The sequence below is a fragment of the Erwinia sp. JH02 genome (genome assembly GCF_013074405.1).
GTDB lineage: Bacteria > Pseudomonadota > Gammaproteobacteria > Enterobacterales > Enterobacteriaceae > Erwinia > Erwinia rhapontici.
Map to the genome: position 1 here is coordinate 761,546 of NZ_JABANZ010000001.1, position 16,330 is coordinate 777,875.

The 16,330-nt window shown below is 51.1% G+C and carries 19 protein-coding genes and 1 other RNA gene; 8 read left to right on the forward strand and 12 right to left on the reverse strand.

The genetic code is table 11. The features are described 5' to 3' along the window. Positions 1 to 55: 55 nt before the first annotated feature. Positions 56 to 874 carry a GPO family capsid scaffolding protein gene (locus tag HHI26_RS03540; RefSeq protein WP_171148605.1) on the reverse strand — a complete coding sequence of 273 codons (819 nt, stop codon included), beginning with the start codon at positions 872 to 874 and terminating at the stop codon, positions 56 to 58. Positions 875 to 1,039: 165 nt separating this feature from the next. Between HHI26_RS03540 and HHI26_RS03545 the strand changes: the two genes are divergently transcribed. Genes HHI26_RS03545 through HHI26_RS03555 form a run of 3 tightly spaced genes read left to right on the forward strand, consistent with a single transcriptional unit; the run spans position 1,040 to position 4,175 of the window. Next, positions 1,040 to 2,821 (forward strand): terminase family protein, encoded by a 1,782-nt coding sequence (locus HHI26_RS03545; protein ID WP_171148606.1) that lies wholly within the window; start codon positions 1,040 to 1,042, stop codon positions 2,819 to 2,821. Continuing rightward, positions 2,818 to 3,855, forward strand: coding sequence for a phage portal protein (locus HHI26_RS03550; protein WP_171148607.1), 1,038 nt, complete (start codon positions 2,818 to 2,820; stop codon positions 3,853 to 3,855). Before HHI26_RS03545 ends, HHI26_RS03550 begins: the two co-directional genes overlap by 4 nt. A 50-nt stretch (positions 3,856 to 3,905) precedes the next feature. Beyond that, on the forward strand, positions 3,906 to 4,175 hold the full coding sequence (locus HHI26_RS03555; protein ID WP_171148608.1) for an ogr/Delta-like zinc finger family protein: 270 nt from the start codon (positions 3,906 to 3,908) through the stop codon (positions 4,173 to 4,175). Between the two features lie 12 nt (positions 4,176 to 4,187). Here the strand turns inward: HHI26_RS03555 and HHI26_RS03560 are convergent, their stop codons facing one another. The 10 genes from HHI26_RS03560 to HHI26_RS03605 all read right to left on the reverse strand — a co-directional run bounded on the left by HHI26_RS03560 (position 4,188) and on the right by HHI26_RS03605 (position 9,591). Beyond that, positions 4,188 to 4,367, reverse strand: coding sequence for a hypothetical protein (locus tag HHI26_RS03560; protein WP_171148609.1), 180 nt, complete (start codon positions 4,365 to 4,367; stop codon positions 4,188 to 4,190). 122 nt (positions 4,368 to 4,489) lie between these two features. Beyond that, positions 4,490 to 6,532, reverse strand: a complete 2,043-nt coding sequence (locus tag HHI26_RS03565) for a replication endonuclease (RefSeq protein WP_171148610.1) — start codon at positions 6,530 to 6,532, stop codon at positions 4,490 to 4,492. Continuing rightward, on the reverse strand, positions 6,529 to 7,368 hold the full coding sequence (locus tag HHI26_RS03570) for a DNA adenine methylase (RefSeq protein ID WP_171148611.1): 840 nt from the start codon (positions 7,366 to 7,368) through the stop codon (positions 6,529 to 6,531). Before HHI26_RS03570 ends, HHI26_RS03565 begins: the two co-directional genes overlap by 4 nt. 11 nt (positions 7,369 to 7,379) lie before the next feature. Continuing rightward, positions 7,380 to 7,517 (reverse strand): hypothetical protein, encoded by a 138-nt coding sequence (locus HHI26_RS03575; protein WP_171148612.1) that lies wholly within the window; start codon positions 7,515 to 7,517, stop codon positions 7,380 to 7,382. Then, positions 7,496 to 7,723, reverse strand: coding sequence for a DUF2732 family protein (locus HHI26_RS03580; protein ID WP_171148613.1), 228 nt, complete (start codon positions 7,721 to 7,723; stop codon positions 7,496 to 7,498). Before HHI26_RS03580 ends, HHI26_RS03575 begins: the two co-directional genes overlap by 22 nt. A 72-nt stretch (positions 7,724 to 7,795) precedes the next feature. Continuing rightward, positions 7,796 to 8,230, reverse strand: coding sequence for a hypothetical protein (locus tag HHI26_RS03585; protein ID WP_171148614.1), 435 nt, complete (start codon positions 8,228 to 8,230; stop codon positions 7,796 to 7,798). Further along, positions 8,227 to 8,649, reverse strand: coding sequence for a hypothetical protein (locus HHI26_RS03590; protein WP_171148615.1), 423 nt, complete (start codon positions 8,647 to 8,649; stop codon positions 8,227 to 8,229). The genes HHI26_RS03585 and HHI26_RS03590 overlap by 4 nt, the downstream gene beginning before the upstream one ends. After that, on the reverse strand, positions 8,642 to 8,830 hold the full coding sequence (locus HHI26_RS03595) for a phage filamentation protein Fil family protein (RefSeq protein WP_171148616.1): 189 nt from the start codon (positions 8,828 to 8,830) through the stop codon (positions 8,642 to 8,644). Before HHI26_RS03595 ends, HHI26_RS03590 begins: the two co-directional genes overlap by 8 nt. Before the next feature lie 8 nt (positions 8,831 to 8,838). Beyond that, a complete protein-coding gene (locus tag HHI26_RS03600) occupies positions 8,839 to 9,339 on the reverse strand; it encodes a phage regulatory CII family protein (RefSeq protein ID WP_171148690.1) in 501 nt (166 codons plus the stop codon). Positions 9,340 to 9,369: 30 nt separating this feature from the next. Further along, positions 9,370 to 9,591, reverse strand: a complete 222-nt coding sequence (locus HHI26_RS03605) for a regulator (RefSeq protein WP_171148617.1) — start codon at positions 9,589 to 9,591, stop codon at positions 9,370 to 9,372. A gap of 134 nt (positions 9,592 to 9,725) precedes the next feature. Here HHI26_RS03605 and HHI26_RS03610 point away from each other — a divergent pair, with 134 nt between their 5' ends. The 5 genes from HHI26_RS03610 to rprA all read left to right on the forward strand — a co-directional run bounded on the left by HHI26_RS03610 (position 9,726) and on the right by rprA (position 13,646). Beyond that, the gene (locus tag HHI26_RS03610; RefSeq protein WP_171148618.1) at positions 9,726 to 10,310 is read left to right on the forward strand and encodes a phage repressor protein CI; all 585 of its coding nucleotides are present in this window, start codon (positions 9,726 to 9,728) and stop codon (positions 10,308 to 10,310) included. 16 nt (positions 10,311 to 10,326) lie between these two features. After that, positions 10,327 to 10,899, forward strand: coding sequence for a PH domain-containing protein (locus HHI26_RS03615; protein ID WP_171148619.1), 573 nt, complete (start codon positions 10,327 to 10,329; stop codon positions 10,897 to 10,899). A 3-nt stretch (positions 10,900 to 10,902) separates the two neighbouring features. Then, positions 10,903 to 11,934: a tyrosine-type recombinase/integrase gene (locus HHI26_RS03620; protein ID WP_171148620.1), complete on the forward strand. Its 1,032-nt coding sequence runs from the start codon at positions 10,903 to 10,905 to the stop codon at positions 11,932 to 11,934. A gap of 219 nt (positions 11,935 to 12,153) precedes the next feature. Continuing rightward, a complete protein-coding gene (gene ydiK, locus HHI26_RS03625) occupies positions 12,154 to 13,278 on the forward strand; it encodes an AI-2E family transporter YdiK (protein ID WP_133845288.1) in 1,125 nt (374 codons plus the stop codon). A 264-nt stretch (positions 13,279 to 13,542) separates the two neighbouring features. Continuing rightward, positions 13,543 to 13,646, forward strand: an RNA gene (rprA, locus tag HHI26_RS03630) — antisense sRNA RprA. 136 nt (positions 13,647 to 13,782) lie between these two features. Here the strand turns inward: rprA and ppsA are convergent. Continuing rightward, a complete protein-coding gene (gene ppsA, locus HHI26_RS03635; RefSeq protein ID WP_171148621.1) occupies positions 13,783 to 16,161 on the reverse strand; it encodes a phosphoenolpyruvate synthase in 2,379 nt (792 codons plus the stop codon). Positions 16,162 to 16,330 lie beyond the last annotated feature (169 nt).

Genomic DNA, 16,330 nt, shown 5'->3' on the forward strand with positions numbered 1-16,330 from the left:
AATTCCCTCTCGCCACATAGCGAAATAATAATTAACTTTTACCCGGCAATGAGAATTACAGGAATTTAAAGCCTTTGTCTTTCGACTTGGATTTATCACCAAATTTACGGTGCGGTAAAGTGGTGATTTTTTCATCCAGCTTGCTGAAGTTTTTAACGATAGCGCCTACGTTATCGCGCAGGGTGGCGAAATCAGCGGTATCAACCACTTCTTTAACTGTATCCAAATCTTCCTGCGTATCTGACAGCTGAGTTTCAATCGCTGTAACTCGGGCTTCCAGACTGTCTAATGCTTCAGCCAGAACCTGTAACTTATCTTCCGGCGCGGCTTCGCTTGGATCAACTTCCGTTTCTTCAAAATGTTTAGGCTTGATACCAAACCAGCTCTGCCAGTGTTTCTTATTCATTGCGTTATCCTGTTTAATTCCGTTCCGGCTGACGCGGCAGGCGTAATAACCGGGTTGATATTTTCCACGTTTCCTAAAGCGCAGCCGGGTAGTGCCAACGCTGGCGGGGGTATCGGTAACAGCCAGCCCCTCCAGATAGCAGCGCCCCGTTCCGCGCCAGTTGTCTTCGCTCAGTTCAACTGAGAAGTAAATCAGCTGATCGCGGCTGTTTGCTTCAAGCAGAAACGCATTGGGCCGCAGTTGCACATATAACTTAACCAGCCCGCTATCATCTTCCTGCCACATGGTACAAAGCACTTCGCCAAAATTACCGTAGTCCTTTTCATGTTCAGGCCAGATTAATGCTCCGTATAAATTCGGGTTATAGGTTTCAGCAGCATCAATTAACCACTGTCTTTCTAAAACCCGTTTATCCACGGTATCTCCTTCTGTAGCAACACAAAGCCAGTCAGTGCGTAAATGCGACATTATTTTTCCTGATTGCTTAATGCGTTCCAACGAAACCAATTATTCATCATCGCAACCCCCTACGCACCTTATTAAATTCGCCATCATTCGGATATAAGACCTTTATCGAACCCATGCGAATAACACCACCATATTTATATAAATTATCCCGGCATAATAAAGGTCATGACTAAATACAGTGACGAATTAAAAGGCGTGGCACGGGCGCTTTACCTGCGCCGCTATACGCCAAAGGAAATTGCTTCCGAATTAAATCTGCCAAATGCGCGGATCGTTTATTACTGGGCGGAGAAATTCGGCTGGGCGGATTTACTCAGCCATGAAAGCACAGAGGAGGCAATTGAGCGCCGCTGCCAGCTGCTGGCGCAGCGCGACGGCAAGACGGATCTTGAATTAAAGGAACTGGACCTGCTGATTGCGCACAGCACCAAGCTGCGGGCGCAGTCGAACAAGCATAAAGAGAAGCTGGCAGAGGCACGCGGGCGCGGCGGCCCCGGAGCGGGCGGCAGCAATGAAGACGAGGACGGGCAGCCACGTAAAAAGCGCCAGTATAAGAAAAACGATATCAGCGGGCTGAATCAGGAAGACTTTGACGAGTGGGCCAAAGAGCACCTGTTTGGCTATCAGAAACATCTCAGGCAGAACATTGGCCAGATGGTGCGCAACATCCTCAAAAGCCGCCAGATTGGGGCAACCTGGTATTTTGCGTTTGAAGCCTTTGAAAACGCCGTCATGACGGGCGACCCGCAAATTTTCCTGTCTGCAAGTAAGGCACAGGCTGAGGTGTTCCGGTCATACATCGTGAATATCGCAGAGCAGTATTTTGGCATCACGCTGACGGGTAATCCTATCCGCCTGAGCAACGGCGCAGAGCTGCGCTTTCTGTCGACGAATAAGAATACGGCGCAGTCCTACAGCGGACATCTGTACTGCGACGAATACTTCTGGGTGCCGAACTTCGCCAGGCTTAACGAAGTGGCCTCCGCGATGGCCACACACGACAAATGGCGCACCACCTACTTTTCCACACCATCAGCCAAAACGCACCAGGCTTACCCATTCTGGACGGGTGAAGAATGGAAACAGGGCAATAAAAAACGTGCTGCTGTCAAATTCCCGTCTTTAAAAGAAATGCGGGACGGCGGGCGGTTGTGTCCCGATGGCCAGTGGCGCTACATCATCACGCTGGAAGATGCTATCAGGGGCGGCTTTAACCTCGCCAGCATCGACAAACTGAGGAACCGGTACAACGACACCACCTTCAACATGCTCTACATGTGCGTGTTCGTTGACAGCAAAAACTCGGTGTTCAAATTCAGTGACCTGGAGGCGTGCGCCGTTGACGTCACGACATGGCAGGATCACAACATCCACGCCGCACGGCCATTCGGTAACCGCCCGGTATGGGGCGGATTTGACCCGGCCCGCTCCGGCGACATGTCCACGTTTGTGATAATTGCGCCCCCACAGCATGACGGCGAAAAATTCCGGGTACTGAGGGTTATCAACTGGCAGGGAATGAACTTCCGCTGGCAGGCAAAGCAGATCCAGAAGCTTTTCGGTCAGTACAACTTCACTTACCTGGGCGTTGACGTGACAGGCATCGGTTCAGGCGTATTCGACAATATCCAGCACTTCGCCTTACGCGTTGCCGTGGCCATCCGCTATGACCGCCACACGAAAGACCAGCTGGTACTGAAAGCGGCGGATGTGGTGGGCAGCGGCCGCATTGAATGGGATAAGGATTTGAAGGAGATCCCGGCCTCGTTTATGTCCATCCGCCACACCACCACGCTGAGCGGCAACGCCATGACGTTTGTCGCTGACCGCAGCCCGGAAACGGGACACGCAGAATCTTTCTGGGCCATCACGCACGCGCTCATTAATGAACCGCTCAACTACGAGAACAAACCAAAATCAAAATGGGGGCTAAAGAAAGCAGCATGAAGAAACAGCACAGGCGACCCGCACGAACAAAGCACAGCGCCCCGGCAAAAAAGCAGCGCAGCATGAGCATTATCACCTTTGATAAGCCGGAACCCGTACTGACAACAGGCACGGATTATCAGGATATCCGTTATGACGGTGACAATAACCACTACACGCTGCCGATTGACCGCCTCGCCCTGGCGCAGCTGGTTAATCTCAACGGCCAGCACGGCGGGATACTGCACGCACGTAAAAACATGCTGTTATCCGACTACATCGGCGGCGGTCTGACGTTCGACCAGCTGGAGGGGGCTGCAATGGACTATTTCACCTTCGGTGATCTGGCCATCCTGAAGGTGCGCAATGGCTGGGGTGAAGTGATCGCACTTGAACCCATGCCGGGGCTGTACATGCGCCGCCGCAAAGACGACTTTTTTTTAGTTTTGCAGGATGGTGAGCCGCTGGAATACCCGCCAGAAGACGTCATTTTCATCAGGATGTATGACCCGCAGCAGCAGGTTTACGGGCTGCCGGACTATATCGGCGGCGTACACTCTGCCCTGCTTAACAGCGAAGCGGTTATTTTCCGCCGCCGCTATTACCACAACGGCGCACATACAGGCGGCATTCTTTACACACGCGACCCGGCAATGACCGACGAGGTGGAAGAAGAAATAGGACGACAGCTGGAACAAAGCAAGGGGATCGGCAACTTCAGCACCATTCTTGTGAATATTCCTGGTGGTGACGCTGACGCGGTGAAGTTCATTGAGATGGGGGATATTGGCGCGAATGACGAGTTCGCCAACGTGAAGAATATCAGTGCACAGGACGTGCTGAACGCGCACCGCTTCCCGGCAGGGCTGGCGGGGATTATTCCGCAAAATGCGGCAGGGCTGGGAGACCCGGAGAAATCCCGCGCCACATACCGAAAAGATGAAATTACACCGATTCAGCGCCGTCTGGCCGCAGCGGTGAACAGCGACCCGGAAGTACCGGAACGACTACACCTGAAATTTCCCGATGAAACAACGAACAAGGATGCAGTGTGATGCAAAAACGGCTAAAATCCAGGCACAAATACTTTGCCGGAGCCGCTAACATGCGCGTGTTAAAAATTGAATGCCCTGAGTGCGGTTCTAAAGCGGTCATACGCAAGACTAACCGTAAGCACCGGGATATCGCTGATATCTATTGCTCCTGCGCTGACGTCGAATGCGGACACACTTTCGTGATGAACCTGACGTTCTCACACACCATCAGCCCAAGTGCCAAAACCGGGGATATGCTGTTACAGCAGGTGTTAAGCAGCATGTCACCCCAGCAAAAACAGATTGCCCTGGACCTTCTTCAGGGGTCAGCAGCCGCATGACCATCAGCCTCCTTACTGGAGGCTTTCTTTCTGACTACATCCCTTTAAATCAACAATCAAATCCTCTGTCAATTCACTTAGCCATATATCAAGCAACTCCCTTTCCTGCCCAACCACTTCAGAACAAATCATAAACTTAACTATAAAATCAATACGTTGAGCCTTAACAAGCTGCTCCAATGGATCTGCCATAAAACCTCCCTGACGAAAAGTACTGGATATGCGTACAGTATAATATTCATATCGAAATATGAAACATTTTTTAAGATTAATTACCTAAAAAATGACGCGACATGGCTCAGTAACATATTGATTTAGCTCCAGCCGGGCCACATTTCGCCCGACAAACCATCGTCATCCTCAATCACCCGGCCATTTCTGAACTTAACCTTACCCGCCCCGGCAAAATTCAGCCCGCTACCGCTGAGCAGGATCGATATTTCAGCCCCACTTCCCTCAAAACCACGACTTTTCAACTCCAGCTCTAACCGTCTGCGCTCCGCGCCCGTACAGTTATTGACAGAACTCCAAGGGGCCGCGTTGCGGCCTGAAACTGCATCCTCCGCTGACGCTTCGGACAACTTCGCTACCTTTTCCCACTTGACCAGGCGCGTGGGAACCTCAGATCCAGATACGTGCGGACTATAGATGCCCTGTACGCGCTGGACGTCTTCTCCATATTCGTTGCCGCACTCGGTGATTTCATAAGCCAGGCGGATAACAAGAGCATCACGCGCAACTAACGGGCCACCCTGCGCTTGGGTGTACGCAGCCCAGTCTACTGCTACGTCAGCCGCCGCCAGCACAGCGTCCATCTTCGGATCGTCCAGCGTCTGCCCACGCATCCGGCGCAGCTCACGCCAGACGGTAACGGGAGCGCCGCCAATCTGCTGGAACTGACGGATACGCCAGCGCGAAGACCACGCAGAAACCGCCTTAGCCATTTCTTTAGCCTTGCCGCCTGTTTCTCCGTCTGCCTCATCACCCAGGGCGTAACCGTCGATATTCTTTGAGATGTATTTAGCGATATAGCCCGTGGCGCTGCCCTTGGCCGGATCGATATCTTCCGCATGAAAACGCGCCTTTAAAGCCTGCGCTGTGTTTAACTCGTCTGCATCTTCTTCGCGGGCATATTTCGCCATGATTTCAGTTGCACGTTCTTTATGCTCCGGCAGCATGAAAAACAGCATGTGCCAGTGCGGCGTCCCATCGTGATGCGGCTCGACAACTCGGAAGCCAAACAGGTGAATTTCTTCACGCGACAGCGCTGCACGTATTTTTGACCATACCTTGCACAGGTACTTTTGCGTTTCACGCGGGCTGCTGCCGTTCCATTGGGAAACGAAACCTCCCTTGTTGTGTACTGAGTGATAACGGGATGGCGCGGTGATGGTGTAGAACACACCCGCACAGCCCATATCGTTAGCGATATCTTCAAAACCCCTCATTCTGGCCATTAGTTCACATCTCCTGATTGCCGGGTTAGCGTTGCTACGGTCAACCATCGCGGCCAGCGCGATACGGTCACCATCATCATTGATAAGATCAAATCGCTTGAAGAACTCGCGGTTGCGCTTCTTTTGCTCCACCCACTCGCCCAGCGTGCTGCGTGATACATAGGCGGTGGCCGTGCGCTGAACCTGCCCCACTGCGATAGCCATATGCTCACGTTGCAGGTCACGGCGCCGCTTGAGACGCACACGCCACCATTCGGGCGACATCATGCGCAACAATGCACTTTCAGCATTCCGCCGCTTAATACGCCCGGTTTTTTTGACGGACTCCCAGAAAGGTGGCGTGGTGCCGCATTTGAGCGCTTCACGCGCCAGATACACATAAGCTTCAGCAGTACGCTGGCGGCTTTCGTGCTTGTCGGGTGTCTGTTTCGGGGCAGTATCTTCCGACCAGGCGTTAAATGTCTCAACCAGATAGTTGGCCACGTTGTAAGAGAGATCGCGGATCTGGTCCCGGCCATACGTTGGCAGGTTGTCCAGATTGTCGTTGAAAGGGGATGGCATTCCGTGGCTATAGTCTTTCTGCCACTGGTGGGTAACGTTCTTTAACCGTGGTAATACGCTCTTCCCGATGGTATTTCGTAAAAACGTATTAGCACGACGGCGCCCACTCTTACCGGACGCCAGCAACTTTTCATAACGGTGGCCAAAATACCCGGCGAGGAAGTCGGGCATGTCTTTTAGATACTGACTGCGCCAGTTGTGATCTACTGCATCAGCGTGCCACAGCTTCAGCTCTGTCAGGGATATGTCACTCGGTGCGCCAGGCGCGAAGAACTCACGCCGTTGCTGATTAACGGCGTGATAGTTCTCAGGGGAAAAATCTACAGCGGCAAGACTCATTGCTGGACTGACAACTGAACGGCAGGAAACCGGGTTGCGATGATTTCCGGGGCAGCAATTCGACTACCGGCACTCGCACCAACTGACCGGGCAACCGTAATCTTATGCAGATCAAAGCGACCATAGCCATACTGGCCATGAGTCAGCACGCTATCACTATTCGACGCGATAACAGGATATCCCTGCACTGCCAGTGAGTGCAGCTTATTAGCCAGCGCCTGCTGCTGATTGGTTCCGAAACCGCCAGTGTGGTAACCCGTAAAGCTCTCTTTTCCCTCAAGCGGGTTGTACGGCGGATCGCAGTAAATCACATCACCAGACCGCACCATTTCCAGCGTTTCGCTGAAATCAGCACAAATGAAAGTGGTACGCTTAGCCTTTTCAGCAAACGCACGGATCTCAGTCTCCGGGAAATACGGAGCCTTGTATTTGCCGTATGGGACGTTGAACTGGCCAGCCTGGTTATATCGCACCATGCCATTGAAGCAGTGCCGATTCAGATAGAGGAATATTGCAGCTTTCTGCGATGGTGTCGGACTCTGGTAGTTAAGAACGTGCCTGAAACGGTAATACTCTTCCTCGCTGTTGGCCGTTTTGAAAAGGGCCTCTGCCGAAAAGATCACATCGTTGGTAGCAACAAGCAGCTGCTGGTAAAAATTGATTAAGTCCGGGTTTATATCTGCGATCAGATACTCGTCATAGTCAGTATTCATCATGACCGCGCAGGAACCCGCGAACGGCTCAACAAGACGCTTACCAGCGGGTAGATGTTTCTTCAGTTCAGACATTGCACGGCATTTGCTGCCGGGCCATTTCAGTGGTGTACGTTGTGCCATATTCCCTACCCTCAGTCGTAATCACGTAATTCGTAGCGTTCGGCTTTCGTAACTTCAAAAAGCTGAGGCATCCAAAAAGCCAGGCCCATTAAGATGATCAAAATGAGCAACAAAGCGGCAGCGCGGATCAGTGCCAATGATTCACCCACGTGACCGACTCCTCCCGCATTAGCTCAACTATCTCAACGGCCGACAGCTCACCATTGCTGACCTGGGTAGCCAGCAGATCAAGGCGGCCGGACAGCTTTGTTGCCATATCCTTACGCCCTTCTGCGTGCGCGTTAGTGCAAAGTTCCTGAACCAATTCGGCAGCTGTGACGCTGTTTTTTTTGATGTCCTGGCGGGTCATTTTCATGGGGTTTCTCCGGTTAAGAGCGCAGGAATCCCCGGCCACAATTACGGGGCCGTTAGATTTCTGCGGTTTTGGTTAGTGAGTAGTAAAAGGGTGACGAAGGAACGAAGAATCAGACTGATGATTAACTGAACCTTGCGAACGGTTGAACGTTGGCAGGCGATGCAGCGCGTAGGCATGATCCCACCACATACGGATGGCCGCTGTGACAGCGCCTTGCCCCATCATCCCGGCCACGTAATACAAAGCGCGAATGGCGCTGATCGCCTCCACCTGCTCAATCTTCTGGCCAGCTTCGCGATAAGCCATGACCCAATAAGCCGCACTGCAACGCAGCCATTGCCCTGATGCATTCAGATGTGTCGTGTCATTGAAAGCAAACGGGCGAAGTGAAACTGTATGGCCATCGTCGGCGCATTTAGAAATGAAGAAGTCAGCGTACTGGTGAGTAACCCCCCAGTTACCCATCTCCACGATCAAGCCTTCTTTCTGTACTGTGATAATTTTCATTGCTGCTCTCCTGCTGTATTACTGCGTTGTTCAGCCGCAATCAACGGCATGATGATATGTGGCGCTACAACCATTTCCTGACCTTCGCAGACAGTAGACGCCTTGCTATCTGGCCGCAGTGCTGTGCTGCGGGTAAAGCTGGAACGGGACAGACTGCCAAACCCTTCGAACACATCGCGTGCCATTTGAATACCGGTGCGAAGCTGGACCATCCCACGCGAATCAACACGGTCATAGAGTTCGCGCCAGTTACAGCCGGAAAGGTGATGGCTGAAATTCTGTGAACCGGATAACGAAGCTGCGTGAAGTACAAGCCCGCGCATCTCCGGCCGTAGGGAATCCCAGTAATCAGCGGCTTTTGATTGGCTACAGTTGAGCTGCTGCCGAATACGCTCAAGCCACTTTTTGTTATCAGCCACGCTTACCTCCTAACCGCAGTAACCGGGAAAGAGCGGAACGGCGCACAGCCTGTTTAAACGGTTTTGTGCCCGGTGCCGGTTGCCATAGTCTGCCGTTCGGCAACTCAATCCAGCCGTGTCCAAAATGGGGCAACTGCATGGATGGAGACTGACGTTTTAGAAAATTGACGAAGGTTTTCATTGGATACCTCACACTATTCCGGGCATGGCGCTGACTATATCGACAGCAGCGGCCATGATCGGCGTGGACTGGAACCGGGATTCAACGGTAAGCATGATTAGGGACAGATTGCGGATCGCATTGCTTGCCCGGTCTAAGATGGCGTTTCTACGCGCCTGGGTCATCGGTTCTACTGATACAGCCTGGCCAGCAATCGCGCCCACATCCGCCGTGGCGTTGAGCGCATAGACAGGAACACTGCTGGTCACCATTTCATTAACGGGTACAGACGGCAGGCAATGAAGCTGCGCCAGCACACCATCAATCAGGCGAGCATCGTCGGAATAAACGACGATAGCCAGCAGGTCATCCACGGTCAGCTTGTGCGGCTGGTCCGGGTTCAGCTTGTTACGCAATACCTGCGGTGTCATGCCAACGGCGCGCGCAACTGCCTCTACGTTGTTGGCCAGCGCAAACGCTCGGCAGGCTGCATCAAAGTGAGAATGTTTGGATTCGGTATAATCAAACATGATTCGCATTTCCCTAACTAATAGAGTGCATCAAGCCATCAACGAAATGTTGCATTCGCTAAGTGCCTGTATGGTCAGCGCAGCCATGTTGACTTCAATGAGGCCTTTTTTTTGCGCCCCTTTAGGCTTTATTGGAAGTTTTCCGTATTCAATCAAGTTCTTAGCCGTTTCTTTATTGGTTCCAGTACGGCGACAATACTCATCTAAAGGCAGGTATGGCTCAGGGATGACAATTGTAATGTTAGGGCGCATAGGGCAAACTCCATTGGTTAGCCTGTACGGTAATACAGGGCAATTTAAGGCAATATCTACAACTTGGAGTAAGGTTAGTTAGATTAAATCTACATGTCAATACAATGTAGCTTTTATCTAACCCTAAAATCATCATGGCAAGATTTAGACTAGATCCAGAAACAGACAGCGCTCCTGTACTCGATAGAGTTCTGGAGGCCTATGGGTTCACTCAAAAACTTCAGCTCGCGGAACACTTAGGCATAGCCTCCAGCTCGATGTCAGCAAGGTACAAGCGTGGCGGGTTACCCGCAGATATCATGCTGAAGTGCGTAGCTGAAACCGGAGTGAACTTAGAATGGCTGGCGACAGGGTCTGGTAAAAAATTCGAAAGTGATGAAATTGATATCTTAAAGTTTCCACGTCAAAAATTAATTGATGGGCACCTTTACGATTCTGGCTTTCTTATGTTTGATAAAGCCATGTTTCTTCCCGGCGTTCCTATCCCTGAAAATCCAGTGTGCATCATTGATGGCTCTGTTCAGTCCGTCATTGAGAGAAATTACACTGAGGTTTTCGACGGAGACTGGCTGATCGAACTGGAAGGTAAAACCAGCATCCGCACACTTACCAGAGTACCGATCAAAAAGGTGCGAGTGAGTGGGTCCGGGATGGCATTTGATTGTAATTTAGATGACGTTAACGTAATTGGCAGAGTAGTAATGACCTGCCGTAATTAGTGCAAAAGGAAATAGCATGTTGAACTACAAAACAGCAACTAAAGAAGAATTAAAGCAGGAAATGAAACGTCTGGCCGCCGTGGTCACTGATACGCCATTCGGCACAAAAAAGGAATTTTTCCACCTTCCTGAAATTTTAAATACAGGTGAACAACCCCTGGCCATCGCAAGCGGTCTGATGGATAACAACACGTGGCTAATTACGCTTACTAATCACCGCGTTGTGTTTTTAGACAAAGGGATGTTTTATGGTGTTAAACAGATTGATGTGAATCTGAAAGACATTGTTAGTGTGGGTGGTAAAACGGGGCTACTGCTGGGCGAAATTATGATTTCGACAAGCGGTCAAAGTTATACAATCAAAAACGTCATGAAGGCTTCCGTGATACCTTTCACTAATTTAGTGAATGAAACAAGAAACGGTCTAAATCATCCATCCCCCACTCAAACTCCCCAGCAAACAGCAACCACACCTCAACCTTTTGACGATATCATGTCAAAACTAGAACGCCTGGCAGAGATGAAAGAAGATGGGATTTTAACCGATGAAGAATTCCAACAGCAAAAACAACGTATTTTAAACGGTTAATATATGTCTGTACGGAAACTACCGGATGGGCAATGGATTGCCGATTTCTATACCGTTGATCGCAGCAACGGCAAAGACGGTAAGCGCATTAGAAAAAAATTCTCCACCAAAGGAGAAGCACTGGCCTTTGAAAATTATACACTTCAACAGCATGCCGATTCGCCCTGGCTGGGTAAGAGCAAAGACGCACGATACCTGTCAGACCTGGTGAATATCTGGTTTGAGCGGCACGGCATCACACTGAGTGATGGTGAGAGACGCAAAGCGGCAATGCTGTGGGCGGCTGAATGCATGGGATCGCCTCTGGCTACAGAGTTTACTCCGCAACTTTTTACGGCATATAGAGCAAAAAGGTTAGACGGCCAACTCCCCCGTACACAGCGAATAGCCAAAGTAACACCCCGCACAGTAAATCTTGAGCACACTCATTTCCAAGCTGTTTTCAACGAACTCAAAAGGCTGGGAGAATGGTCCGGCCCTAATCCGCTCGAAAACGTTAGAAAATTCCGAACGAGCGAAGATGAAATGGCGTATCTAACATCAGATCAGATCGATTTACTTTTAGATGAATGCGCTAACAGTGCGGTGAAGGATCTGATACTGATAGTAAAAATCTGCCTGGCTACCGGGGCACGCTGGAGTGAAGCTGAAAAGTTGAAAAGCACCCAAGTCAACCTCGGAAAAATCACTTTTATAAAAACAAAGGGTAAGCGCAACAGGACTGTCCCAATCAGCAAGGATATCGCTGCGCTGGTTCCAAAAAAAAGCGGTCCACTGTTCTCCCCTTGCTACCGGGCTTTCAGCTCCGCATTAGAGCGGACGGGTATCGAACTACCCAAAGGACAGCTTACTCACGTTCTGAGGCATACATTCAGTAGTCATTTTATGATGAATGGCGGTAATATTTTAGTGCTACAAAAAATACTTGGTCACTCTGACATAAAAATGACCATGCGATACGCGCACTTTGCCCCCAACCATTTAGAGGAAGCTATGAGATTGAATCCTTTGAAATGTCGCAAAAGTGTCGCCTGAACTTAGGATTATTGCCCTATATTGCCTTTTACAGGCCTGCTAAACCTCTGATTTATTTATAAACCATTGATTTTCCGGAGTGACCGATGGTTTAACCTGTTGTTTCTGTCGCTAAATCGTTTCATACATCATGATTTAAACGTCAGGGTTAGCGTAACCGATGCGCCTGCGCTGATTTTAAGAGACAAATCGCATTTTACTTGAGGTCATTGTTAATCGATGAAGAACGCGCAAAAAGGTTGGGACTTACCGCAAATCGTGTTTTCACTGCTGTTTATCAGCCTGACGATTGTCGCGTGTTTTTGGGTGGTTCAGCCGTTTATTCTGGGGTTTGCCTGGGCCAGCATGGTGGTGATTGCCACCTGGCCATTAATGATCAAAATTCAGGGTTTGCTGTGGGGTCGCCGCGGGCTGGCGGTGCTGGTCATGACGCTGTTGTTGATTCTGGTTTTTATTATTCCTGTTGCCGTACTGGTTAACAGCCTGATTGAAAACGTCCCTCCGCTGCTTTCGTGGCTCAGTTCGGGCCATCTGCAAATGCCGGATCTGCATTGGCTGCGCAGCATTCCTCTCGTTGGTAGAAAGCTCTATTCGGCTTATCACAATCTGCTAGCCGGCGGCGGGTCAGCATTGATTACGCAGGTACAGCCTTATATTGGCCGCACTACCGGGTTCTTCTTTGCTCAGGCGGGCCACTTTGGCCGCTTTATGATGCATCTCGGTCTGATGTTGCTCTTTGCCGTGCTGCTGTTCTGGCGCGGTGAGCAGGTGGGGCACGGTATCCGTCATTTCGCCTTCCGTCTGGCGTCTCGTCGTGGGGATGCTGCCGTCTTGTTGGCTGGTCAGGCTATTCGAGCGGTCGCCCTCGGCGTTGTCGTCACCGCGTTAGTTCAGGGTGTTCTGGGAGGAATTGGACTGGCAATCTCCGGTATTCCTTATGCCACCATACTGACGGTACTGATGATTCTCTCTTGCCTGGTTCAGCTCGGTCCGTTGATTGTGCTGGTACCCGCTATCATCTGGCTTTACTGGAGCGGAGACACCACCTGGGGCACAGTCCTGCTGGTCTGGAGCTGTGTGGTGGGTACTCTGGACAACGTGCTGCGGCCCATGCTGATTCGTATGGGTGCTGACTTACCGATGATCCTGATTCTGTCAGGCGTGATTGGTGGCCTGATTGCCTTTGGTATGATTGGTCTGTTCATTGGCCCGGTCGTGTTGGCCGTCTCTTACCGCCTGGTTTCTGTCTGGGTACATGAGTCACCGGCACCGGAAGAAGACCCGCTGGCAGTGGTTGAAGAACTCGCCGAAATTGAAGCAGAAGCGCACCAGCCAAAAGCATAATCGCCCCTTCGTTTGCAGTCAGTTCGCTGACTGCAAACATTAGCGCATGGAATATTTCCGCATCATAAATCCTGATTTTCATTAATGGAATTTATCACTAAATCCCACTTTTCACGCTTTCCAGCCCTTGCATCACCAAATTGCTGATATTTTGCACATCAATTTGCGTTAAAAACCGCCACCTGCACCGGGAAATATTATGAGTTTTAAACTAATAAGATGATTCTTAAAGACGCCATAAACGCGGTTGCATAGTATGGATATCAAGTTTGAAATCACCCCACTGGTTTCTGAACAATGTTATTTCCCTGAGTAAAGAATTGCTGTGTGTAGTCTTTGCCCATCCCCTGTGATGGGCTTTTTTTTGTCTGAAATTCGGCATAAAAAAAGGATAACCGCAGCGCGGTTATCCCTTGCATCGATCCCGGACGCGGTATGCCACGCCTCTAAGGATATCTGGTTAATCGTAGGGGTCGGGCATGCCCGACCCGCAACCACCCGCGTTTACTTCTTCAACTCAGCCAGGCTCAGCCACGTCTGAACCACGGTATCCGGGTTCAGTGACAAACTGTCAATGCCCTCTTCCATCAGCCAGGCGGCAAAGTCTTCGTGGTCTGAAGGTCCCTGCCCGCAGATACCGACATATTTCCCCTGCTTCTTCGCGGCGCGGATTGCCATCGACAACAGCGCTTTTACGGCATCATTACGCTCGTCAAACAGCTCGGATACCACACCGGAGTCGCGGTCCAGCCCCAGCGCCAGTTGGGTCATATCATTTGAGCCAATCGAGAAGCCGTCAAAGTATTGCAGGAACTCGTCAGCCAGCAGCGCATTGGACGGGATCTCACACATCATGATGATCTTAAGCCCGTTCTCACCGCGCTTCAGTCCCTGGCGTTCCAGTTCCTCCACCACGGCTTTCGCCTGGGCTACGGTGCGCACAAACGGCACCATGATCTCTACGTTGGTCAGCCCCATATCGTTGCGTACACGTTTGACCGCCGCACACTCCAGTGCAAAGCAGTCACGGAAGCTATCCGCCACATAGCGACCGGCGCCACGGAAGCCGAGCATTGGGTTCTCTTCTTCAGGTTCATAACGTTCGCCACCGACCAGATTGGCATATTCGTTAGTCTTGAAGTCTGAAAGACGCACAATCACGCGTTTCGGCGCAAATGCCGCCCCCAGAGTGGCAATCCCTTCGGTCAGGCGGCCAATATAAAACTCAATCGGGTCGTCAAACCCTTTCATCATGGTGCAGATCTGCTTCTGCAACTCCGGCGTCTGCTGGTCAAACTCCAGCAGTGCCTTAGGATGTACACCGATCATTCGGTTGATAATAAACTCCAGGCGCGCGAGTCCCACCCCTTCATTCGGCAGGCAGGCAAAATCAAATGCACGATCGGGATTACCCACGTTCATCATGATTTTCAGCGGCAGCGATGGCATTTCATCAACCTGCGAACTTTTGACCTCGAAGTCGAGCAGTTCATCATAGACATAGCCGGTGTCGCCTTCCGCACATGACACCGTCACTTTATGACCGTCTTTCAGGATATCGGTGGCATTACCGCACCCGACAACCGCCGGGATCCCCAATTCACGGGCAATGATCGCCGCATGACAGGTACGCCCACCGCGATTGGTGACAATGGCAGACGCCTTTTTCATGATCGGTTCCCAGTCAGGGTCGGTCATGTCGGTCACCAGTACGTCACCTTTTTCAATGCGGTTCATTTCACTGATGTCGTGAATGACTTTCACTTCACCGGCACCGATACGGTGACCGATGGCGCGGCCTTCAACCACCACCTTACCGTTGCCCTGAAGTGTGTAACGCTCCATCACTGAACCGTTAGAACGGACGGTTTCCGGACGAGCCTGTACGATAAACAGTTTGCCGGTATGGCCATCCTTCGCCCACTCAATGTCCATCGGACGCTGGTAGTGTTTCTCAATCTGCACGGCCTGCGCCGCCAGTGCTTCCACTTCTTTATCCGTCAGGGAGAAACGGTCACGCTCTGCTTCTGGCACGTCCTCGATCCTGACCTGCTCGCCATGCTCCTGCGAATCTGCGTAGACCATGCGGATTTTCTTCGAACCCATATTACGGCGCACAATGGACGGGCGACCTGCGGCCAGCGTCGGTTTATGCACGTAAAACTCATCCGGGTTAACCGCACCCTGCACCACCATCTCACCCAGGCCCAGCGCAGAAGTAATAAATACCACCTGATCGAAGCCCGACTCGGTATCAATAGTAAACATCACGCCGGCAGAGGCGAGATCAGAACGCACCATGCGCTGCACCCCGGCGGAGAGTGCCACACCACGGTGATCGTATCCCTGATGCACACGGTACGAGATCGCACGATCGTTAAACAGAGAGGCATAGACATGCTTAACGGCAATGAGCACCGCATCATAGCCCTGCACATTGAGGAAGGTTTCCTGCTGCCCGGCAAAGGAGGCATCCGGCATATCCTCTGCGGTGGCGGAAGAACGCACCGCAAACGATGCATCAGCATCATCGGCTGACAACTGGTTGTACGCCTCGTGTATCGCCTGTTCCAGCTCTGGCGTAAACGGCGTTTCTACCACCCACTGACGGATCTGTTTACCCGCCTTCGCCAGCTCATCAACATCATCAATATCGGTCTTATCCAGCAGATCATAGATACGCTGATTGACGCCGCTTTGGTCGAGGAACAGGTTGAACGCTTCCGAGGTTGTCGCAAATCCGTTCGGCACTGATACACCCAACGATGACAAGTTAGTAATCATTTCACCCAGAGAGGCATTTTTGCCTCCCACCCGATCCACATCGTTCATGCCAAGCTGGTTATACCAGAGCACTAGCGGCAATTGGCCTTTATTGGACATTGAAGCAATCCTTGTAAGATTTAATTAAAAATATGAGGAGTACAGTAATGCTTCTTGAGACTCGCACAGTTAAGCCGGATTGATAAAGTGTTGAATCGTTCAAGCAGATGATTTTTTTATTTTTAAGATTTCTCCGCGTAATAAAACAGCGTTGCGCAACAAATAAAAT